Annotated in this window: 21 protein-coding genes; 18 read left to right on the top strand and 3 right to left on the bottom strand. The window is 34.3% G+C overall.

Annotated elements, in window-relative coordinates:
- Positions 1-18 precede the first annotated feature (18 nt).
- The 12 genes from TTHE_RS02820 (at position 19) to hisIE (ending at position 10,383) form a co-directional block, all read left to right on the top strand.
- Positions 19-789 carry a YhfC family intramembrane metalloprotease gene (locus tag TTHE_RS02820; protein WP_013297092.1) on the top strand — a complete coding sequence of 257 codons (771 nt, stop codon included), beginning with the start codon at positions 19-21 and terminating at the stop codon, positions 787-789.
- A gap of 162 nt (positions 790-951) precedes the next feature.
- On the top strand, positions 952-1,908 hold the full coding sequence (locus TTHE_RS02825; RefSeq protein ID WP_013297093.1) for a slipin family protein: 957 nt from the start codon (positions 952-954) through the stop codon (positions 1,906-1,908).
- A gap of 119 nt (positions 1,909-2,027) precedes the next feature.
- On the top strand, positions 2,028-2,711 hold the full coding sequence (locus TTHE_RS02830) for an endonuclease/exonuclease/phosphatase family protein (RefSeq protein ID WP_231292709.1): 684 nt from the start codon (positions 2,028-2,030) through the stop codon (positions 2,709-2,711).
- 104 nt (positions 2,712-2,815) lie between these two features.
- Positions 2,816-3,976 (top strand): ATP phosphoribosyltransferase regulatory subunit, encoded by a 1,161-nt coding sequence (hisZ, locus tag TTHE_RS02835; RefSeq protein WP_013297095.1) that lies wholly within the window; start codon positions 2,816-2,818, stop codon positions 3,974-3,976.
- Positions 3,969-4,601: an ATP phosphoribosyltransferase gene (gene hisG, locus TTHE_RS02840; RefSeq protein ID WP_013297096.1), complete on the top strand. Its 633-nt coding sequence runs from the start codon at positions 3,969-3,971 to the stop codon at positions 4,599-4,601. The genes hisZ and hisG overlap by 8 nt, the downstream gene beginning before the upstream one ends.
- A 63-nt stretch (positions 4,602-4,664) precedes the next feature.
- A complete protein-coding gene (gene hisD, locus TTHE_RS02845) occupies positions 4,665-5,951 on the top strand; it encodes a histidinol dehydrogenase (RefSeq protein ID WP_013297097.1) in 1,287 nt (428 codons plus the stop codon).
- A complete protein-coding gene (hisC, locus tag TTHE_RS02850) occupies positions 5,948-7,003 on the top strand; it encodes a histidinol-phosphate transaminase (RefSeq protein WP_013297098.1) in 1,056 nt (351 codons plus the stop codon). Before hisD ends, hisC begins: the two co-directional genes overlap by 4 nt.
- Positions 7,000-7,584, top strand: a complete 585-nt coding sequence (hisB, locus tag TTHE_RS02855) for an imidazoleglycerol-phosphate dehydratase HisB (protein WP_013297099.1) — start codon at positions 7,000-7,002, stop codon at positions 7,582-7,584. The genes hisC and hisB overlap by 4 nt, the downstream gene beginning before the upstream one ends.
- 19 nt (positions 7,585-7,603) lie before the next feature.
- Positions 7,604-8,206 (top strand): imidazole glycerol phosphate synthase subunit HisH, encoded by a 603-nt coding sequence (hisH, locus tag TTHE_RS02860; protein ID WP_013297100.1) that lies wholly within the window; start codon positions 7,604-7,606, stop codon positions 8,204-8,206.
- A gap of 19 nt (positions 8,207-8,225) precedes the next feature.
- Positions 8,226-8,933 (top strand): 1-(5-phosphoribosyl)-5-[(5-phosphoribosylamino)methylideneamino]imidazole-4-carboxamide isomerase, encoded by a 708-nt coding sequence (hisA, locus tag TTHE_RS02865; protein ID WP_013297101.1) that lies wholly within the window; start codon positions 8,226-8,228, stop codon positions 8,931-8,933.
- Positions 8,933-9,700 carry an imidazole glycerol phosphate synthase subunit HisF gene (hisF, locus tag TTHE_RS02870; protein ID WP_013297102.1) on the top strand — a complete coding sequence of 256 codons (768 nt, stop codon included), beginning with the start codon at positions 8,933-8,935 and terminating at the stop codon, positions 9,698-9,700. The genes hisA and hisF overlap by 1 nt, the downstream gene beginning before the upstream one ends.
- A 14-nt stretch (positions 9,701-9,714) precedes the next feature.
- A complete protein-coding gene (gene hisIE / locus TTHE_RS02875; RefSeq protein WP_013297103.1) occupies positions 9,715-10,383 on the top strand; it encodes a bifunctional phosphoribosyl-AMP cyclohydrolase/phosphoribosyl-ATP diphosphatase HisIE in 669 nt (222 codons plus the stop codon).
- A gap of 25 nt (positions 10,384-10,408) precedes the next feature.
- Here the strand turns inward: hisIE and TTHE_RS02880 are convergent, their stop codons facing one another.
- On the bottom strand, positions 10,409-11,815 hold the full coding sequence (locus TTHE_RS02880) for a PIG-L deacetylase family protein (RefSeq protein WP_013297104.1): 1,407 nt from the start codon (positions 11,813-11,815) through the stop codon (positions 10,409-10,411).
- A 150-nt stretch (positions 11,816-11,965) separates the two neighbouring features.
- Between TTHE_RS02880 and TTHE_RS02885 the strand changes: the two genes are divergently transcribed.
- Both TTHE_RS02885 and TTHE_RS02890 read left to right on the top strand, forming a co-directional pair.
- Positions 11,966-12,901: a dipeptidase gene (locus tag TTHE_RS02885; RefSeq protein WP_013297105.1), complete on the top strand. Its 936-nt coding sequence runs from the start codon at positions 11,966-11,968 to the stop codon at positions 12,899-12,901.
- Positions 12,902-13,226: 325 nt separating this feature from the next.
- Complete coding sequence (locus tag TTHE_RS02890; RefSeq protein WP_013297106.1) at positions 13,227-14,459, top strand: serine hydroxymethyltransferase; 1,233 nt, start codon at positions 13,227-13,229, stop codon at positions 14,457-14,459.
- Positions 14,460-14,483: 24 nt separating this feature from the next.
- On the opposite strand, the gene TTHE_RS02895 is transcribed toward TTHE_RS02890, so the two are convergent.
- Both TTHE_RS02895 and TTHE_RS02900 read right to left on the bottom strand, forming a co-directional pair.
- Positions 14,484-15,569 (bottom strand): GerAB/ArcD/ProY family transporter, encoded by a 1,086-nt coding sequence (locus TTHE_RS02895; protein WP_013297107.1) that lies wholly within the window; start codon positions 15,567-15,569, stop codon positions 14,484-14,486.
- Between the two features lie 60 nt (positions 15,570-15,629).
- On the bottom strand, positions 15,630-16,562 hold the full coding sequence (locus TTHE_RS02900) for a Na/Pi cotransporter family protein (RefSeq protein WP_013297108.1): 933 nt from the start codon (positions 16,560-16,562) through the stop codon (positions 15,630-15,632).
- 127 nt (positions 16,563-16,689) lie between these two features.
- Here TTHE_RS02900 and TTHE_RS02905 point away from each other — a divergent pair, with 127 nt between their 5' ends.
- The 4 genes from TTHE_RS02905 to pdaA all read left to right on the top strand — a co-directional run bounded on the left by TTHE_RS02905 (position 16,690) and on the right by pdaA (position 21,012).
- A complete protein-coding gene (locus TTHE_RS02905; protein WP_013297109.1) occupies positions 16,690-19,035 on the top strand; it encodes a sugar phosphate nucleotidyltransferase in 2,346 nt (781 codons plus the stop codon).
- A 108-nt stretch (positions 19,036-19,143) separates the two neighbouring features.
- Positions 19,144-19,413 carry a hypothetical protein gene (locus tag TTHE_RS02910; protein ID WP_013297110.1) on the top strand — a complete coding sequence of 90 codons (270 nt, stop codon included), beginning with the start codon at positions 19,144-19,146 and terminating at the stop codon, positions 19,411-19,413.
- Positions 19,410-19,982 (top strand): CRISPR-associated protein Cas4, encoded by a 573-nt coding sequence (gene cas4 / locus TTHE_RS02915; RefSeq protein WP_013297111.1) that lies wholly within the window; start codon positions 19,410-19,412, stop codon positions 19,980-19,982. Before TTHE_RS02910 ends, cas4 begins: the two co-directional genes overlap by 4 nt.
- A gap of 67 nt (positions 19,983-20,049) precedes the next feature.
- Positions 20,050-21,012 carry a delta-lactam-biosynthetic de-N-acetylase gene (gene pdaA / locus TTHE_RS02920; protein WP_013297112.1) on the top strand — a complete coding sequence of 321 codons (963 nt, stop codon included), beginning with the start codon at positions 20,050-20,052 and terminating at the stop codon, positions 21,010-21,012.
- Positions 21,013-21,016: the final 4 nt, after the last annotated feature.

Consider the following 21,016-nt stretch of genomic DNA (forward strand, 5'->3'; position numbering starts at 1 on the left):
GTGAGGGAGAAATTTATTATGGTTAATGGTTTAAAAATAGCTTTTATTATTATTTCAATAATCTTCTCGATCTTGATTCCTGTCTTTGCTGTTGCTTACTCATATAAAAGGTTTAAAATTTCATTTAAGGCTTTGTTTACAGGTGCTTTGATTTTTATTGTATTTGCTTTGATTTTAGAATCAACACTTCACTCTTTTATATTCAAATATACTGCCATAATACATCATCCTTATGCGTATGCATTTTATGGTGCATGTGCTGCTGCTATATTTGAGGAATTTGGAAGGTTAATAGGTTTTAAGACTATACTTAAGAAGTATCGAAATTGGAAAGACGGTTTAAGTTATGGCTTAGGACATGGCGGAACAGAGGCTATCATTATCGGTGGAATCAGCAATATCAATAATTTAATATATTCATTCATGATAAATTCTGGTTCACTTGAAGCCCTAAAAGCAAAATTACCGTTTGGAACAGTTGATCAAATAAAGAATGCAATAATTAATACACCTTCATACATGTTTTTAATCAGCGGTTTTGAAAGATTGTTTGCTTTTACACTGCAAATAGCACTCTCGATTTTAGTTCTTTATAGCGTAAAAAGTGGCAGATATAAGTATTTTATATATGCACTGTTACTGCATTTCATAACGGATATATTTGCTGCATTATATCAAGCAAAAGTTCTTAAAAGTATTTTTGTTGTAGAGATTATTGTCTTTGTGATAGCTGTATTTTCATTTGTGTTTATTGTCAAATCAAAAAAGATTGTAGAGAAAATTTCGTAGAAAAATTAATACTTTATTTACAATTTGTTCCATATGAAACAATTTATTAAAATAGCTTTTCAATAAAAATTAATACAAAATTTATATTTTAGTGCTTGAAATTGAAAATTAAATGGTTAATATTAGAATTAGAGATAATATCAAGAAAGGAGATGCATAAATATGGATGCATCGGTAATTTCAATCCTAAGTACGGTTTTTATAGTTGTATTTGCCATTGAGGCTATATGGTGGATTGTGTGGATGGCAATATCTGTAACCAGAAAGATTTTCGCTAACTTCTATTTCATGCTTGTAACATTTATAATTTGGGGTGTTATAGGGATAGTAACAATCATAAGAATGAATCCTAATAATGCAATAATTGATGTCATATTGGCTATCGTACCATTCATTATACTTCCAGGTATGGTAAAGATTATCACAGAATATCAAAGAGGTGTTTTATTTCGTTTTGGTAAATTATCTGGCTTGCTGGGACCCGGTTTTAACGTGATATTTCCATTTGGTATAGATAAGGTAATAAAAGTTGATTTAAGGACATTTACAATCGATGTTGCAAAGCAAGAAGTCATTACAAAGGATAATGTTCCTGTAAATGTTGATGCTGTCGTGTACTTTAATGTTTTAGATCCTATCCTTGCCATAACAAAGGTTGCGAATTATACACAAAGTACGACGCTTCTAGGTCAAACTATATTGAGATCAATTCTTGGTCAACATGAACTTGATGAAATGTTGGCAAAGCGAGCTGAACTGAATGAAAAGCTCAGAGAATTGCTGGATGAAGCGACGGACCCTTGGGGTATCAAGGTTACAGCAGTTGAGATAAAGAGCATTGAGCTTCCAGATACGATGAAAAGGGCAATGGCAAAACAGGCAGAAGCAGAGAGAGAAAGGCGAGCAAAAGTCATATTTGCAGATGGCGAATTTCAAGCATCGCAAAAACTTAAAGAAGCGGCTGCTGTCATATCGGCAGAACCTGCTGCACTGCAGTTAAGGTACCTTCAGACACTCCCTGAAATAGCAGCAGAAAAGAATTCTACGATTCTGTTTCCAATACCTATAGAGCTTTTTAATATTTTTACTAAACTGACAGAAAGCAAAAAAGACGAATAAAATAGATAAAACTTTATGGGATCTTAATTAAAAGGTCCCGTTTTTGTTTTACATAATTTAGCATATAATAAATGAGAATATAAATTGAAAATGAAGGGATTTTTATGATATTAACTATTATGACTTATAATATTCACGGTGGAAAAGATATCGATGACAATTTGACCATATACGGCATTTCAAACTTTATAAAACAATCAAAAGCCGATGTAATAGGTTTGCAAGAAGTCGACACATATTTGGGGCGCTCATATTTTTTAAACGAAATAAAATATTTAGCTAAAAGGCTTAAGATGTATTACGCATTTGGACCAAATATAAAAATTGGCTTAGGTTCATTTGGCAATGGAATATTGTCGCGATATCCCATTGTAAAGAAAAATAATTATCACCTGACTTCTACTGGCGAAAGAAGAGGTGTATTGTCAGTACTGATAGAATTAGATAGTTATAGAAAAATATGGTTTCTAACAACTCATTTGGGGCTTAATAGCAAAGAAAGAGTAATTCAATCACAGGAGATATTAAAGATTATTAAAAGATTAGATTATCCTGTGATTTTAACAGGTGACTTTAATGAAACACCTGAGAATGAAGCATATTCAATAATTAATCATGTACTTGTTGATGGAGCATTTAGTGCTAATTCTGATTATTATTCATATTTAGATGGTGATGAGCCTGTTAGAATAGACTATATAATGCATTCTAAGGATATAAGCGTTGAATCTATAAAGGCAGTTGATTGCAATCTATCAGATCATTTTCCTGTAATAGCTTCTGTCAGGTGCAATTTTGATTAAAGTACTTGACACATGGACAAAAATAAATTATTATGTAAATAACAAGTCATTACTTTATCACTCTACAAAGATAAAGTAATTTAGATGGTTAGCGAGGTGCTTTGATGAAAAATTTACCTGATGGAGTACAGGATTTTTTGCCTGAGGAATTAAGATTTAAGCACAGTATAGAAAATATATTGAGAAAAACATTTGAATCGTCTGGATATGAAGAAATAATGCCTCCCACATTTGAATACATGGAAAATTTCAGTAATACTTCAGGCATTTTTTTTGACGAAAATAATCTTTATAGATTTTTTGATAAGAAAGGAGATCTTCTTGCATTAAGACCCGATGTTACAACACAAGTTGCAAGGATAGCATCTACAAAATACAATGAATATCCTCTTAAATTTTGCTACATCGCTAATGTGTACAGATATGACAATCCACAAGTTGGCAGGATGAGGGAGTACACGCAAGCGGGAATAGAGCTTATTGGGAAAAATCATGAGTATTCTGATGCGGAATGTATATCTGTCGCGGTAGAAGCGCTGAAAAACATAGGCATAAAAGATTTTAAAGTTGACATAGGTCAGGCAGAGTTTTTTAAATCATTGCTGGATGATTTAGGATTAGCTCGGAATGAAGAACAGGTTTTAAAAGAATTGCTAGAGCAGAAAAATCAATCGGAGATAGAGTATTTTCTCAAAAACAATAATATAACGGGCCATAATTATGAATTAATAGTTAATCTGCCTCTGTTTTTTGGAGATATAGAGATAATAAAAAAAGCAAAAGATGTATATAAATTTGAAAAAGCTAATAGGACTTTAAATTATTTGGAAAGAGTCTATGATATTTTGAAAGACTTTGGGATGGACAAATATATAACATTTGATTTGGGCATGGTTCAAAGCATCGATTATTATACAGGACTCATATTCAGAATATTTGTAAAAGATTTGGGATACGCAATTTGCGCAGGAGGCAGGTACGATAATTTGCTTAAAAATTATGGGAAAGATTTGCCTGCAACTGGTTTTGCTATCAGCGTAGAGAGAGCTATGCTGGCGGTGCAAAATCAAAGCGAGAAATTCACTAAGAAGCCAAAAAGTGTAGCGGTACTTTGCAATGATAGTAGCAGAAAAGAAGCCTACCATATAGCATTGAAATTGAGAAATGAGGGGAATATAGCAGAGCTTGTAATCAAGGGTAATGAAGATTATCTAAAGAAAAAAAGATTTGATGAGATTATTAAGGTAGGTGTACAAGATGGATAGCATAACAGTTGCGCTGCCGAAAGGAAGAATGGCAGATAAATCTTTCGAAATTTTTGCGTCATGTGGTATATCAGAAAATATTCAAAATGAAATGTCGCGAAAGCTTTTTATATGTGATATTGAGAGAAATTTAAAGTTTATACTTGTTAAACCTACAGATGTGCCGACATATGTTGAACATGGAGCAGCTGATATAGGCGTTTGCGGAAAAGATGTGCTTTTAGAGCTTAAAAGGGATTGCTATGAAGTGCTTGATTTAGGATTTGGAAAGTGTAAAATGGTGGTCGCTGGTCCCACCAATAAGAAGAATACTTTTTTAAGCAACAAAAGAGTTGCAACGAAATTTCCTTCAATAGCTGAAGAATTTTATAAGAAAAAAGGAGAAAATGTAGAAATCATAAAGCTAAATGGCTCTGTCGAATTAGCTCCATTGGTAGGGTTATCTGAAGTGATTGTGGACATTGTAGAAACGGGTACAACGCTTAGAGAAAATGGGCTTACTGTATATGAAGAAATATTTCCATCAAGTGCAAGGCTTATTGTGAATAAAGCCAGCATGAAGACAAAAAGCGATAGAATAAAAGAGATAATATATAAATTAAAACAAGCTACAGAAAACAGTTAGATGAAGAGTCATAATAAGAGCACAAAAGCTACGGAATTATATGTTTGAAGGGATTGATGCTAAATGATAAAAATCTACGATTTTAGCAATTCGATTGATAATACAGTCATTAAAAATTTGACCAATAGATCAAAGCTTGAGAATAAAGATGTAGAGTCGACTGTGCCTGAAATAATTTATAATGTCAAGATGCATGGAGACAGAGCTTTATTTGATTATACATTAAAATACGATGGTATAGGAATAGATGATAAAAACATAATGGTTGAAAAAAGAGAGATAGATGATGCTTACAGCAAAGTAGATAAGGAATTTATAAGTGCTTTAAGGAATGCCATTAAAAATATTACAGAATATCATGAAAATCAAAGGCAAAAAACATGGTTAGATTTTAAAGGCGGTATAGTATACGGCCAAAAGATAAGGCCTTTAGAAAAAGTAGGCATATATGTGCCTGGTGGTACTGCTTCGTATCCTTCGTCTGTTTTGATGAATAGCATTCCTGCAAAAGTGGCAGGTGTTGATGAGATAGTAATGGTTACGCCAGTGAAAGCTGGATTAAATCCATTTGTGATTGTGGCAGCTAATGAAGTTGGAATCAACAAGATCTACAAAATAGGTGGTGCACAGGCAATTGCAGCATTAGCATTTGGTACCGAATCAATACCTAAAGTAGATAAAATAGTTGGGCCGGGAAATATATTTGTTGCCATGGCTAAAAGAGCTGTGTATGGGTATGTAGATATCGATATGGTGGCTGGGCCCAGCGAGGTTCTTATCGTGGCGGATGAAAGCGGAAATCCGACGTATTTAGCAGCGGATCTATTGTCGCAGGCTGAACATGATGCTATGGCGTCTGCTGTTCTCATTACTACTTCAAAGAGTATAGCAGAAAAAGTAGCAGAAGAGGTAAGTAGACAGACTTTATACCTTGAGAGAAAAGATATAATCAATAAATCGCTAGAAGATTATGGAGCAATAATCATTGTTAATAATTTGGAAGATGCTTTAAATATTGCAAATGAGATAGCGCCTGAGCATCTAGAGCTTGATATAAAGAATCCATTTGAGATGATTGGAATGGTGAAAAACGCAGGAGCTATCTTTCTAGGAGAGAATTCGCCGGAGCCTCTTGGAGATTATATTGCAGGTCCCAATCATGTGCTGCCTACAAGCGGGACATCAAGATTTTTCTCACCACTGTCTGTGGATGATTTCATAAAGAAGATGAGCATTTTATATTATGATGAAAATTCGCTAAAGAATGTATCAGATGATATTGTAAGATTGGCGGAAGCAGAAGGACTTACAGCACATGCCAACTCTATAAAAGTGAGGTTTAAAAGATGATCTATGATTTGTTGAGAGATGAGATAAAAGGATTTAAAAATTATGAAGTTTCAAATATCGAATGTAAATATAAAATGGATGCAAATGAAGTTCCATTCAGCCTTCCTGAATCCACGTTGGAAAACCTTCAAGAAATAGTGAAAAGCGCAAATGTCAATAGATATCCAGACCCTGTAAGCATAAAATTAAGAGATAAATTAGCAGAAAAATGCAGCGCATCAAAAGACAATATCTTAGTTGGAAACGGATCTGATGAAATTATACATATTATAATGAATGCATTTGTTTCTCCAGATGATTTTGTCGTATATCCAGTGCCTTCTTTCAGCATGTACAGAGTATATTCAGAGATAGCAGGTGCAAATAAAGTAGAAGTAAGTTTAGGCGAAGATTATCACTACGATGTAGGCGAATTTATAAAATCAATTAAGGAATATGATCCAAAGTTAGTGATTTTATGCAATCCTAATAATCCGACAGGTACTACAATTAGTAGGGATGATATAATAAAGATACTGGAAGTGAACAGAGGCATTACTGTTGTTGATGAGGCATACTATGAGTTTTTTGGAGAAACTGTAATTGATTTAATTAATAAATATAAGAATATGATAGTTTTAAGGACGCTTTCTAAAGCATACGGTCTTGCTGGACTGAGAGTGGGCTATGCAGTTTCAAATCCTGAGATGATAGGATGTCTCAATTTGGTCAAATCTCCGTATAATGTAAATAGCATTTCACAAGCAATTGCTTTAAGCGTGTTGGAAGCGGATACTGTGAAGGATAGAGTTGAATATATCAAAAATGAGAGAAAGTTTTTGATGGACGGATTAAGTAAAATAGATGGCTTGAAAGTTTACAATTCACAAGCTAACTTTCTACTCTTAAAGTTTGACGATGCTGATTATGTATATAATAAGCTTTTAGAAAAGGGCATACTTGTAAGAGATTTTTCAGGTGATAATGAGTTAAGCGGTACGCTTCGCGTGACTATTGGTACAAGAGAAGCAAACAGTTATTTTATAAAATGTATTAAGGAGATATTATCATGAGAGAAGCAGAAGTCAATAGGAAGACGGCGGAGACAGAAGTATACGTAAAGATTAATATCGACGGAGCTGGGAAATCTCATATCAATACAGGAATAGGATTTTTAGATCATATGTTAAATTTGTTTTCAAAGCATGGACTTTTTGATCTGCAGGTAGAAGCGAAGGGGGATTTATATGTAGACTCCCATCATACAGTGGAGGACATAGGGATAACATTAGGACAGGCATTTTTAAAAGCTCTTGGTGATAAAAAGTCCATTAAGCGTTACGGTTTGTCGTATGTTCCAATGGATGAGGCACTTATTAGAGCAGTTGTGGACATAAGTGGAAGGCCATACTTGTACTATGATTTGGAGCTTAAAATGCAGGTTTTGGGGAATTTTGAGACAGAAACAGTTGAAGATTTCTTTAGGGCATTTGCATATAATTCATATATTACCCTTCATATAGAACAACTTCATGGGAAAAATACCCATCATATAATAGAAGCAGCATTTAAGGCTCTTGGTCGCAGCTTAGATGAAGCAACTAAAATCGACGATAGAATTGAAGGCGTACCTTCTACAAAAGGCGTATTATGATTTAAAAGGTGGTGTAATTTTGATAGGCATTATAGATTACGGAATGGGCAACTTAAGGAGTGTTGAAAAGGCATTTCAGTATTTAGGATGTGAAGCAAAAATAATTGATGAAGTAAAAATGATAAGAGATGCTGATGCGCTTGTACTGCCAGGAGTAGGAGCTTTTCCAGATGCAATGGAATTATTAAATAAAAAAGGATTTTCAAACGCAATTAAAGAAGAAGTTAAAAAGGGAAAGCTTATCTTGGGTATATGTCTTGGCATGCAGCTTTTGTTTGATAAAAGCTATGAAGTAAAAGAAGTTGACGGTTTACATCTTCTAAAAGGAGAGATTAAAGAGATTAAGACGAATTTGAAAGTTCCGCATATAGGCTGGAATTCTCTTATAATAAGGAAAAATGTGCCTCTTTTGAAGAAAATAAAAAATGGGGATAATGTCTATTTTGTTCATTCTTATTACCTAACAAATGGGGATGAAGAAGATATTTGTGCTATAACTGAATATGGAATAGAAATACCTGCTGTTGTATGTAAAGACAATATATTTTCGTGCCAGTTCCACCCGGAAAAAAGCGGTGATGTTGGACTTCAAATATTAAAGAATTTTGCGGAATTGATCTAATTTATTGTGGAGGGATTTGATGATAATAATACCTGCTATAGATATTATTGACGGGAAATGTGTTAGGCTTACAATGGGTGATTATGAGACTAGTACAGTATATTTTCAAAATCCAGAAGATGCGGCAAAAATTTGGGGTGACTATGGAGCCAAAAGAATTCATGTTGTCGATTTGGACGGTGCTAAAGAAGGGCGCCTTGTAAATTCAAAATCTATAGAAAACATAAGAAAGTCTTTTTCCGGTGAAATTGAAGTCGGTGGCGGAATAAGGAATCTTGAAACAGCTAAACATCTATTTAATTTGGGTATAGACTATATAATACTAGGCAGCATAGCTGTTTATAATAAGAATTTTGTTAAAAGTCTTGTACTAGAGTATGGAGATAAGATAATTGTAGGAATTGATGCAAAGGATGGATATGTTGCTACGAAAGGCTGGCTTAGTAGAAGCAATATAAGGGATGATGCACTTGCATCAGACATGAAGGAAATAGGTATTGGTACGGTTATATATACCGATATTAGGAAAGACGGAATGATGGAAGGGCCAAACTTTGATTCCATCAAAAAAATTATTGAAACTCCTATAAATGTTATAGCATCTGGAGGTATTACAACTTTAGAAGATATATTAAAATTAAAAGAGATTGGAGCATATGGCGCAATAATCGGAAAGGCTCTGTATACAAATAAAATAGATCTAAAAGAAGTGTTGGAGGTTTTATAATGCTATCGAAGAGAATTATACCATGCCTCGATGTTAAAGACGGAAGAGTTGTAAAGGGCGTAAACTTTGTAAACCTCAAAGATGCTGGCGATCCTGTCGATGTGGCAGAGGAATACAACAGGGCAGGGGCTGATGAGATAGTTTTTCTTGATATAACAGCATCGTATGAGAAAAGAGATATAATGGTTGATGTTGTCAAAAGGACTTCAGAGAAGGTATTTATACCGCTAACTGTCGGGGGCGGTATACGCACTGTAGATGATTTTAGAAGGATATTGAGAGCCGGTGCAGACAAGATATCCATAAATTCCGAGGCGGTTAAAAATCCTGATTTAATTAAAGATGCGTCAAAAAAGTTTGGAAGCCAGTGTGTTGTGGTGGCGATAGATGCAAAGAGAAGAGATGATAATACAGGTTTTGATGTTTATATAAATGGTGGGCGTGTTAATACAGGATACGATGTCTTGGAATGGGCGAAAAAGGTGGAGAGCTTGGGAGCAGGTGAGATTTTGCTGACAAGCATGGATGCCGATGGCACAAAAAACGGTTATGATATAGAATTAACCCGTATGGTAGCTGAGAAGGTAAATATACCTGTAATTGCATCTGGTGGTGCAGGCAATAAAGAACACTTTAAAGAAGTATTGACAGAGGCAAAAGCAGATGCAGCATTGGCAGCATCCCTATTTCACTACGGAGAGCTTAAGATAAGTGAGCTTAAAAGTTATCTGAAAGAGAATCATGTACCCGTCAGAATAATAAAATGAAAGGAATTGTGTGTATGAATATAGATGATTTAAAATTCGATGAAAAGGGCCTCATACCTGCTATAGTACAGGATCATAAGACTAAAGAAGTTCTTATGATGGCCTATATGAATAGGGAAAGCCTTGAAAAAAGCTTGGAAAACAAAGAGACGTATTTTTTTTCAAGAAGCAGACAAAGCTTGTGGCACAAAGGGGAGACATCAGGCAATGTGCAGCACATTAAAGCCATTAAGTACGACTGTGATGGTGATACGCTTCTGGTAGAGGTGGAACCTGAAGGGCCTGCATGTCATACTGGTAACAACAGCTGTTTTTATAGAGATATTATAAATGATTATGATGAGAATGAAGAAAGGGAGTCAATTCTTAGTAACCTCTACAGAAGAATAGAAAGCAGAAAAGAAAATCCAGTAACAGGATCCTATACAAATTATCTTTTTGAAAAAGGGTTAAATAAAATTTTGAAAAAGATAGGAGAAGAAAATGCTGAAATAATAATTGCTTCAAAAGAAGACTCAAAAGAAGAAGTTGTATATGAAATTGCAGATTACATCTATCACCTGATGGTTTTAATGGTAGAAAAAGGAATAAATCTTAATGACGTATATAAAGAAATTTCAAAAAGATATTATAAAACGGAAGAATTCAGGGAACAGCATAAAAAGCGAAAAGAGACAAAGTAAGTAAAAAAATAGCAAGAAGACCTTGCTATTTTTTCTCAAGTTTATACATATTCCACGGTATTTTATCTATCAATCTATTTTTATATATTGAATCGGCACCCATAAATATATAATTTAGGTTTTGAGTATTCGGTATATTCATTTTTATCCATACTATATTTTTATTAAATATTGGATTTGAAATTGGAATGTTATAGATGGAATTTTTTGCTTTTTTGTACTCGTACAGTTTACCTCCTACCAATCCAATATCTATTCTTTTTATACTACCTTTGTAAAATAATCTCATCTCTAAATGATATATTACTTTTTTTGATATTGGTGCCAGAGATTGCATTCCTACATACAGCTCATTGCCTTTATAACAAAATGCGGCCAATTCTGTAAGATCAGCACTTCTATAAATTTCCTGGTTTAATATGCCGCCGGCAGGTATCTTTATCAATGTGTATGGCAGTCCTTGTTGCTTAAAATCAGGCAGCGCCTCAACGTTTGGTATTATCAATACAGGCTTAGTTCCAAAAAGTTCATTTTCCCGAATAAATCCCATTAAAAATGGCTCCATTACAGCTATTTGTGTCTTATACTTTCTAATAGCAAGCTCCTTTTTTTGGATTTCGCTTGATCTTAGCTTAAATATTTGCCATTTCGTATTACTGTCGGCCATGTCGACTGGTGGAAGCAATGGTTTGCTGGGTTCTAAAAGCCACGGAACGGGCCATTGAGGATGATGTACTAAGAACATGTGCTGTCTCACATTTAGGTTCATTGCAGTTATTGCATATCTTACAAAATTGCTGACAGCCCAATGGTCTGGGTGAATATCATCAGCTAGTGGATAGTATATATCTGTGGGATTAAAAGATTTTATGATTTCTTGTATGGAATTTTCTAAATTGCTTCCTGTGTATGCAATACCGGGTTTATACACATTTTTGTATGGAGAGTATGCTGCCTGAGTACCGCCGCTTACTCTAGGACGCGTATTATCCCAGAAGTCGCTCCATAGAAATCTTGTGCTGCCGTCAGCAAAGCCAAGGAAAATCACGTCGCTTTTCGGCAGACCCAATTCAGACATTGCAGCGATGCTTTCGCTTTGTCTTTGGATTCCCAACTTATAAAAATCTGCTGGTGTTGGATTGACGTGTCCTGTATACACTGCAGCAGCCTTTTTGTAGCTGTCCCCGTTTGTTACAATTACTACTTTGACAGGAATCTTTTGGCTTATAGCTCTTTGAATCACGCCGGCCATTCCCAAAGATTCATCGTCTGGGTGTGGTACGATCACAAGTATTCGCTGGCCAGGGTTGTCAAATTCGGGTTCTGGTTTTTTTTCAGTAAGGTTTGCAAAAGTTGCTTTTAAATTCATTACATATGATACCAATAATGCCAATATAATTATAAAAGCTATAAAAAATTTCTTCCTTTTCATTGTTTTACCCCTCCAATTATGTCATAATTGTAGCATATATTTATTAATAATTTGTTACAAAATAAAAATTTAATGTAATATATTTTATGTAATGTATAACCAATAGCGTAAAATATTAATTAGGTAAAGTTTATTAAAGGAGGTAAATTTATGATTGTTGATTTTCACTGTGATACGCTTTATTTGATACAAAAGGACAATAGAGACATAACAAAGAAAAATGATAAAGGTCATATAGATTTGATTAGACTAGATGAAGGAATGGTACATCTTCAAGTTTTTGCCACATTTATTGAGCCTGAATACGTGAGAAAAGATGCGGCAACTAAAACATTAAAAATGATTGACAAACTATATCAATTGATGGAGAAAACAGATAAGATTAAATTGATCTTAAGTGGAAAGGATGTGGAAGAAGCAAAAAATGAAAGCAAGATAGGTGCGTTGTTGTCAATAGAGGGTGGTGAAGCATTAGAAGGAGATTTAGCGCTTTTAAGGATGTTTTATAAGCTTGGAGTAAGAGCTATGACCCTTACGTGGAGTTTAAGAAATGATTTAGGCGACGGCATTTTAGGAAGCAGCGATTATGGACTTACATCATTTGGAAAAGATGTTATAAAGGAAATGAATAGATTAGGCATGATTGTAGATGTCTCCCATCTCAATGAAAGAGGATTTTGGGATGCTATAAATATATGCGAGAAGCCTCTTATTGCATCACACTCAGACTGCAAAGCACTTTGTCGCCATCCTAGAAACTTAAGCGATGAGCAGATAAAAGCGATAGCTGATAAAGGTGGTGTTATCGGCATAAACTTTTGTCCAAACTTTCTAAGAGACGATGATAATGCATCAATAGAGGATGTCTTGGATCACATAGAGCATATTGTTAATTTGGTAGGTATAAACCATGTTGGGTTTGGATCAGACTTTGATGGAATCGAAAAGACGCCTCTTGGCCTCGATGATGTGGCAAGCTTTCCTAAGATTTTAGATGGCTTAAAGAAAAGAGGTTTTAGCGATGATGAGATAAACTCCATATCACATGATAACTTTGAGAGGATTATAAAAGAAATTTTATCGTAATAATTCATATATTTTATTGAAATTTGGCATAAAAAATAGCCCCGATAATTTAATTGGGGCTTGCATATGTTAAAGGGGGAGTCATTGTTTTGACCAAGAATACATTATACATTTAATTCAAATAAAAATCAAGAGCATATTAAAAAATTATTTAACATGTGAAATTTATCCATTAAATAAATTTTTAGTATAATGAATTGGTTATAAATTTAAAACTTGTGTCAACTTTTATACATTTTTGTTGAAGAATTTGATTTCAATATTTATAATAAAAATATAGTACTTTATTGTAGTAGAGTGAAAATAAAAAACTGGAGGTAAGGTAATGAATATCGATGTTATAAGAGAGACTGATCCAGAAATAGCCGATGCTATTGTAAAGGAGATTGAAAGGCAGAAAAATAAAATTGAGCTGATAGCTTCTGAAAACTTCGTAAGCGAGGCAGTTATGGAAGCCATGGGCTCACCCCTAACAAACAAGTACGCTGAAGGTTATCCTGGTAAGCGTTATTATGGTGGCTGTGAATTTGTGGATGTTGTAGAGGACTTGGCAAGAGAAAGGCTTAAGAAGTTATTCGGTGCAGAACATGCCAACGTGCAGCCGCATTCAGGTGCTCAGGCCAACATGGCGGCGTATTTTGCATTGATAAAACCGGGTGATACAATATTAGGCATGAATTTAGCCCACGGCGGTCATTTGACCCATGGCAGCAAGGTAAACTTTTCTGGCAAACTTTACAATATAATACCATATGGTGTGAGAGAAGACACAGGATTTATAGATTATGAGGAGCTCGAAAGGCTTGCTAAAGAGTACAGGCCAAAGCTTATTGTTGCCGGTGCAAGTGCATATCCAAGGATAATAGATTTTAAAAAGTTTAAAGAAATTGCAGATTCAGTAGGAGCGTATCTTATGGTGGATATGGCTCATATAGCTGGGCTTGTTGCGGCAGGTCTTCATCCAAATCCTGTTGATTATTCAGATGTTGTTACATCGACTACACATAAGACATTGCGCGGTCCCAGAGGCGGAATAATACTGTCAAAAGAAGTTCATGCTAAAGCAATCGATAAATCGGTTTTTCCTGGTGTACAGGGAGGACCACTTATGCACGTTATTGCTGCGAAGGCTGTATGCTTTAATGAAGCATTGAAACCTGAGTTTAAAGAATATCAAAAGAGGATAGTAAAGAATGCCAAGGCATTGGCAGAAGGTTTGTTGGATAGAAAGGTAAATTTAGTCTCAGGCGGCACAGACAATCATCTGATGCTTCTTGACCTAAGAGGTACAGGTGTTACTGGTAAAGACTTGGAAAGGCGCCTTGATTACGTCGGCATAACAGCCAATAAAAATGCCATACCAAATGATCCATTAGGTCCTAATGTTACATCAGGTTTAAGGCTTGGTACTCCTGCAGTTACTACAAGAGGTATGAACGAAAATGATATGGATGAAATTGCTGATATAATATATAATGTGTTAAAAGATGAAAATTATGTTGATACTGCTAAAAGCAGAGTCAAGAAGCTACTTGACAAATATCCTCTTTATGAATAAGCCTGCATTTGTAGGCTTTTTTTGTTATTGTTGTTTTTGAGGCTTTTTTATAAATGATAATATTAATACTATAAGCGGAATGATTATCTGCAGAGGAACGTGTATGTATACTGTAGTCAATTTAAGCCCTATCAATATATGTAGAGGGTACGAATCGGCTATTATAATGGATAAGGCGTATATGATAGTGCCGACAGGTAAAAGCAAAAATTTATATTCTTTTAAATCAAATATTGATTGTAGTGTCTTTATTGCGGCATATGTAAAGACTGTGATTTTTACGACGCCGCCTATTACGATTTCTACAGCGTAAAAAGGATCTAGATTTCTAAAAGAGCCAAACTTCATAATTAATACCAATTGATAAAAAGGGAAATTTGACCTTGCGGCTTCTGCAACTCCAAGTGATGTTATGATTTCCACTGTATTTATCGTAAGCCAAAGCCCTGTAGCAGCAACCAGAGCCATACAGTATTTGTTTAGATCTTTTTTTAAATGTATCTCAGGAAAAATCATCATAAAAGTGATGAGTTCGCCGTATGGGAATGTAAGTATTTGTGGGAATGCTGCTTTAATAACAGGTGCTAAGCCATTGTTCAATATCGGCATTAATTTTTTGATGCTTATGCCAGTCACGTTAAATACGCCAAAAAATTGTATAATAGCTAAGAATATAAAAGTTGGCAGCAGTATATGAGCAGATTTTATTGTAACGCTGATGTCAAACATAAGGTAATACAGCACAACAATTAATATTGCTATTGAAATAGCGGATATAGGTGTTTCTTTGTATATTGTGCCGACGTTCAGCTCATCAAAATCCCTTGTAACACGGGCAGCAATATATAAAAAGTATATAGCGTAGATTGCTGAAAGAGCTTTACCTAAAATCTTGCCAAATGCTGCTTCAAGTATTTGTGGAAGATTTGCATTGTACTTTTTAAATAAAACAACATACATGTACACGAGTGGAAATGCAGCTATTGTAGCAATTATCATGGCTATCCATGCATCTTGTTTTGCTGATATACCTAATACGAACAATATTGCACTCCCTAATTCAAACACTAACATAGCAGAAAAAAGTTCTGTGTATGTTATTTTCTTCATTTGTTTCACATCCTGGCATACAATTCTTATTATTATATTATGGATATTTTAATATTTTAGTCATTTAGCGTCATTTCCTATTAATATTTCAATGAATGAAAATAAATATTTCATTATGGGTAGTACTAATATTGTGGAGATGATATTAAAAAACATATGGCCATTTGCAATTTGGCGCGAGACATTATTTGGTGTTATATATTTCAAAATGGCATAGTAATAGGGTGTCAAAGGTACAAAAATCATAGTTCCTATGATGTTGAAGAGTATATTATAAATGGCGATTTTTTTACCTTCTCTATTTGTTGCCAAGCTCATTAAAAAGGCTTCGGAGCATGTTCCTATATTGAGACCGTAAATTATAAAAAGGGTATTGCAAACCGGCATAATTTTTGCTGTTGCCAAAACTTGCAGCATGGCAATGCAGAAAGTGCTTGACTGCATTATAAGCGCCATGACTATTCCGATGAAAATGCCGTAAACGGGATTTTCAGTAATTGACACAAAATTGTTTATCTCAGAGAAATTCCTTAATGGAGATACTGCCATGTCTATAATTTTTAGTCCTGCGAAGATAATGCCGAGACCTAAAAGTATATTGCCTATAAATTTAAGCAGCTTCTTTTTTTGAAATCGTAAAATTGAACCGAAAAAAATTGCATAAGGTATTAGGCTATAAAGGTCAAAAGCGTAAAGCTGGACGGCAACGGTAGTACCGATATTTGCTCCCATTGTTATACCTGCTGCGGTGTACAAATTTAAAAGACCTGCGTCCGCCATGCTTACAGCTACTATTGTAGTCATGCTGCTACTTTGCATTATTATAGACAATATAAATCCTATAAATATCGATAGATAGATATTTCCTGTATATTTATCAATTAATATTTTGACTCTTTCTTTTGAAATAATCTTAAGCGATGTTGTCAATAATACTAATCCCAATATAAAAATTCCAATGCCTAAGGATACGAAAATGATTATGTTAAACATGTTAACCTCCTATGCTTAATACATATTTATTTTGATTTAGAAATATTACTACTGAATCTTGTGCTGAATAAAATGATTTTTTTTCTGGATACTAATTAATAGTTGAATATTCATAGAAGGTGATGTTATGAAAGCGATAATAATGGCTGGTGGTGAAGGAAGCAGGTTAAGGCCGCTTACATGCGGGATCCCTAAACCTATGGTTCCTATAGCTGGAAAGCCGGCTATTTGGCATATTATAAATCATATAGGAAGATATGGGATAAATGATTTAGGCGTTACGCTTTTTTATTTGCCTGATAAGATAAAAAACTATTTGTATGAGCAGTACGGTGATAAAATAAAATACTATGTAGAAGATAAACCACTTGGAACAGCGGGAAGTGTAAAAAATGCTGTTGATTTTCTTGATGAGACATTTGTAGTTATGAGCGGCGATGTTATAACAGATATAGATTTAAGAAAAGCACATGACTTCCATAAAAATTCTGGTTCCAAGGTTACGCTCGTGCTGACAAGAGTTGATATACCGTTGGAGTATGGCGTAGTGATAACAGATGAAAATGGCAGGATTTTCAAATTTCTTGAAAAACCATCGTGGGGAGAAGTATTTAGCGATACTGTAAATACGGGTATCTATATCATTGAACCTGAAATTTTAGATTTGATTCCTGAAGACAAGCAATTTGATTTCAGCAAAGATTTATTTCCGATGCTTCTTGAGAAGAAAATTCCTATGTATGGTTTTGTAAGCGATAACTATTGGTGCGATATAGGTAGTGGCGTACAATATCTAAAGAGCCATCTTGATCTTTTGAGGGGATATGTCGATCTGGGGTTTAAAGAAAAAGTTAATAAAGATGGGATTATCTACGGCAAAAATGTAATTGTGTCAGAGAATGCAAAACTCGTGCCGCCTTTGATAATTGGCGATAATACTGTGATAGATGATAATGTCGTAATTGGTCCATATGCCATAATAGGAAATGGAAATTACATCGGCCATGGGACAACTTTAAAAAACAGTATACTGTGGGACGATGTAAAAATTGGTGCAAATAACGAAATAAGAGGGACAATTTTTTGTAGTGGAGCAATAACAGAAAATAATGTTAGAACATTTGATAATTCCATAATAGGTGAAAAATCGAAACTACAATCATTTAGCGAGGTTAAACCAAATACAAAAATATGGCCTAATAGAGTTATCACAACCGGCAATGTTGTTGAAAAAGATGTAGTGTGGGGCAGCAATGATGATACATCGCTATTTGGTGAAAGAGGAATAAAGGGAAATCTCTATGACAATCTAATGCCGGACAACCTGGTGAAAATTGGTGAAGTTATAGGAAATGTGTTTGAAGGAGACATATTGGTTGGGTGCGTTGATGAGGCTAAATCGAAATTAGCTTACGACCTTATAAAAGATGGTATTAAGGCATCCGGTAGGAAAGTATATGCAGCTTTCTCTACAATATTACCGGCCATGAGGTACTCTATTAAAAAGAATGGATATAAGGCAGGCGTCTTTATAAGAAACGTAGATAGAGATACAATAAATATAATTATAATGGATGAAAATGGGTGCGATATAGATAAAAATATAGAAAAGAAGATTGCTAACAAATACAAAATCAATGATTACAAAATATCCCGTGTAATAAATGACGAAGTTCCAAAGGATATAAATAAAGAATATGCTGAGTTTTTATCGCTGCACCGAGAATCATTCGGAAATCTAAACATAAAATATATGAATCAAACAACAAAAAATATTTTGACTATACTAAATCAAAGATATATTGAGGACTCGGCTGCAGCAAATTACGACATTGGCATAAAAATCTCTGATGATGGAGAAAATGTAGAGCTGTACGACGACGAGGGGCACATGTTTGATGAGGATGAATTGAATTATTTAAGAATATTGATAGGCAAGGAAAACGGAAAAAATAAGTTTGTCATTCCTTTTAATAGCTCACAATTTTTAAATGAAGTATCAGAAGAGCTTAACATCGAAACGAAATTCAGCAAAATATCGCCGCCGGAAAAGATGAAAAAGATGTTTGAAATTGAAAAAGACAAAAATGATCGAAGCTCGCAATTTAATTTAAGCTTTGATGGAATAAATTTTACGCTTAAGCTGATTGAGTATTTAAACAAAAATAAGCTAAAACTGTCAGATATAAAAAAGTCGATACCAAAAAGGATAAAATTAAACAAAGTGGTAAATTGCGATTGGAAGGATAAAGGATTGATAATAAGAAAATTTTATGAAGATAAAGATGAAACGGAATCAGAGTTTTTAGACGGAATAAGATTTAATTATGGTGATGCATGGGTTTTGTTAGTTCCAGACTCTGAGCTGCCGGCATGTAGAATATATTCTGAAGCCCCAACAAGAGAACAGGCAGAATCACTGTTAAACGAGTATGCTGAGTACGTAAACAGGATAATTGAATCGAAAGGTTAATAAAAAATTAATCTACAAAACATTGCAGATGTACTTAAAAATTGATATAGTTAATATTGTAGAATAATCTGCAATGTTTTTTATTATACACATGAAATTGGTGATAATATGTCAAACAAGTACATTTCGGCTTCTGAAATAAATCAATATTTGTATTGCCCTTATCAGTGGTACTATGAGAAAAAGTACGGACATAAATATATAAATGAGTTGCGGGAGAAAAGTGGAGTGAAATCGGAGCTTAGCAATTTCAAAAAGGGTATAGAATATCATGAGAGGTATTACAAAGATATTGTGCATTTAAGATACAAGAAGATTGCTTTGGTGATATTTATCATTTTGGCTTTAATAGCCATTGGAATAGGGTTGCTAAAATGATAATATTAAATGTGATTTTTACAATACTTATATTTTATATTATAGCAAAAGAGATTTTAGAGAAAAGGCCTCCTTATAAAGAGATGAAAAGGACTATAGGATTTAAGAGAGGGAAATTGATATACATAGATAAACAAGAGGAAGTAAAAAAAGATGGCATTGTCTACAGTAAACTTTTAAAGTCTGATAAATATGGTATAAGCGGTAAGCCTGATTACATTTATGATATTGGAAATGAGTTAATACCACTGGAATTAAAAAGTTCTAAAGTCGATGGGCATTCTCCTCTATTAAAGGATGTCATGCAATTAACTGCTTATTTTTTAATAATAGAAGAAGAATTTGGAAAAAAGGTTCGAAGAGGGCGAATTGTATATCAGAATACGATGTTTGAAGTGTACAACACTGCAGGATTAAGAAGAGAGCTGCTTAAAATAATTAAGGAGATGAGGCTTTTAGAAGCTGAAAAGTTTTTCCCTGATGAAAAAGGTGATTTTTTAAAGTGTAGATTCTGCCCTTGCAGAGATACGGTATGTGAGATATATAAAGGAAGCAAAGTAAAAATCTGATAAGAATACAAAGGTTTTTATTGCAAAAAATACAGAGGAAGATATTTTTTGAAATGAGGATGGTAATATGCTAAAGAAGATAGGTATTTTATTTTTTATTTCAATACTTGTGTTTTCGACTGCATCTTGCAGTTTTATAAAGACGAAAAAGCCTTTAAACGATGAAAAAAAGTCTGTTCAAAAGCCTAATGTCAATGTAAAAACCAGCAGTAGCGATGTAAGTAAAGATGCGAAAGACAAATCAGCGGAAAGTGAGGCTAAAGATACAACTGCAAACAAAGGTACAGTAAATAACACAGTAAATAATGATGTCTACAATCCTCAGATAAATACAGATGGGCTTGATAATACCCTATATGGATGGGGTATGAGGGTATTGCCCGACCACAAGACGCCTGAAATTACATCAAAAGCCATGAGCCTCATAAAAAAGTATGATGGCATATTTACAGGTGATACCACAAAAAAATACGTATACCTGACATTTGATGAAGGATATGAAAACGGCTATACTCCCAAAATCCTGGATATATTGAAGGCAAATAATGTAAAGGCAGCTTTTTTTGTAACTGGACCGTATATTAAGGAGCATGGAGATCTAGTGAAGAGAATGGTAGCTGAAGGTCACATAGTGGGGAATCACACTGTAAACCATCCGAGCCTTCCAAAGATTTCCGATGAAAAAGTTAAAAGTGAAATAACTGGACTTGCTGAGATGTTTAAGGAACTTACAGGAAAAGATATGCATTATTTAAGGCCTCCTATGGGAGAGTACAGTGAAAGAACATTGTATATAACAAAATCACTTGGTTATAAAACTGTATTTTGGAGTCTTGCTCTTGCTGACTGGCAGCCACTGCCTGGAGGTCCTGATGAAAGTTATAACACGGTAATGAATCGAATTCACCCGGGAGCTGTCATTTTGCTGCATGCTGTTTCGAAAGATGATACGATGGCTCTTGATAGAATACTGAAAGATATAAAAGCGCAGGGATATGTATTCAAGACGCTGGACGATTTAAGCAAATAAAGTG

This window comes from Thermoanaerobacterium thermosaccharolyticum DSM 571 (assembly GCF_000145615.1).
Classification (GTDB): Bacteria; Bacillota; Thermoanaerobacteria; order Thermoanaerobacterales; family Thermoanaerobacteraceae; genus Thermoanaerobacterium; species Thermoanaerobacterium thermosaccharolyticum.

Coding starts and splice junctions, on each gene's coding strand:
- TTHE_RS02820 (WP_013297092.1), top strand. CDS start 19: ATGGTTAATGGTTTAAAAATAGCTTTTATTATTATTTCAATAATCTTC.
- TTHE_RS02825 (WP_013297093.1), top strand. CDS start 952: ATGGATGCATCGGTAATTTCAATCCTAAGTACGGTTTTTATAGTTGTA.
- TTHE_RS02830 (WP_231292709.1), top strand. CDS start 2,028: ATGACTTATAATATTCACGGTGGAAAAGATATCGATGACAATTTGACC.
- hisZ (WP_013297095.1), top strand. CDS start 2,816: ATGAAAAATTTACCTGATGGAGTACAGGATTTTTTGCCTGAGGAATTA.
- hisG (WP_013297096.1), top strand. CDS start 3,969: ATGGATAGCATAACAGTTGCGCTGCCGAAAGGAAGAATGGCAGATAAA.
- hisD (WP_013297097.1), top strand. CDS start 4,665: ATGATAAAAATCTACGATTTTAGCAATTCGATTGATAATACAGTCATT.
- hisC (WP_013297098.1), top strand. CDS start 5,948: ATGATCTATGATTTGTTGAGAGATGAGATAAAAGGATTTAAAAATTAT.
- hisB (WP_013297099.1), top strand. CDS start 7,000: ATGAGAGAAGCAGAAGTCAATAGGAAGACGGCGGAGACAGAAGTATAC.
- hisA (WP_013297101.1), top strand. CDS start 8,226: ATGATAATAATACCTGCTATAGATATTATTGACGGGAAATGTGTTAGG.
- hisF (WP_013297102.1), top strand. CDS start 8,933: ATGCTATCGAAGAGAATTATACCATGCCTCGATGTTAAAGACGGAAGA.
- hisIE (WP_013297103.1), top strand. CDS start 9,715: ATGAATATAGATGATTTAAAATTCGATGAAAAGGGCCTCATACCTGCT.
- TTHE_RS02880 (WP_013297104.1), bottom strand. CDS start 11,815: ATGAAAAGGAAGAAATTTTTTATAGCTTTTATAATTATATTGGCATTA.
- TTHE_RS02885 (WP_013297105.1), top strand. CDS start 11,966: ATGATTGTTGATTTTCACTGTGATACGCTTTATTTGATACAAAAGGAC.
- TTHE_RS02890 (WP_013297106.1), top strand. CDS start 13,227: ATGAATATCGATGTTATAAGAGAGACTGATCCAGAAATAGCCGATGCT.
- TTHE_RS02895 (WP_013297107.1), bottom strand. CDS start 15,569: ATGAAGAAAATAACATACACAGAACTTTTTTCTGCTATGTTAGTGTTT.
- TTHE_RS02900 (WP_013297108.1), bottom strand. CDS start 16,562: ATGTTTAACATAATCATTTTCGTATCCTTAGGCATTGGAATTTTTATA.
- TTHE_RS02905 (WP_013297109.1), top strand. CDS start 16,690: ATGAAAGCGATAATAATGGCTGGTGGTGAAGGAAGCAGGTTAAGGCCG.
- TTHE_RS02910 (WP_013297110.1), top strand. CDS start 19,144: ATGTCAAACAAGTACATTTCGGCTTCTGAAATAAATCAATATTTGTAT.
- cas4 (WP_013297111.1), top strand. CDS start 19,410: ATGATAATATTAAATGTGATTTTTACAATACTTATATTTTATATTATA.
- pdaA (WP_013297112.1), top strand. CDS start 20,050: ATGCTAAAGAAGATAGGTATTTTATTTTTTATTTCAATACTTGTGTTT.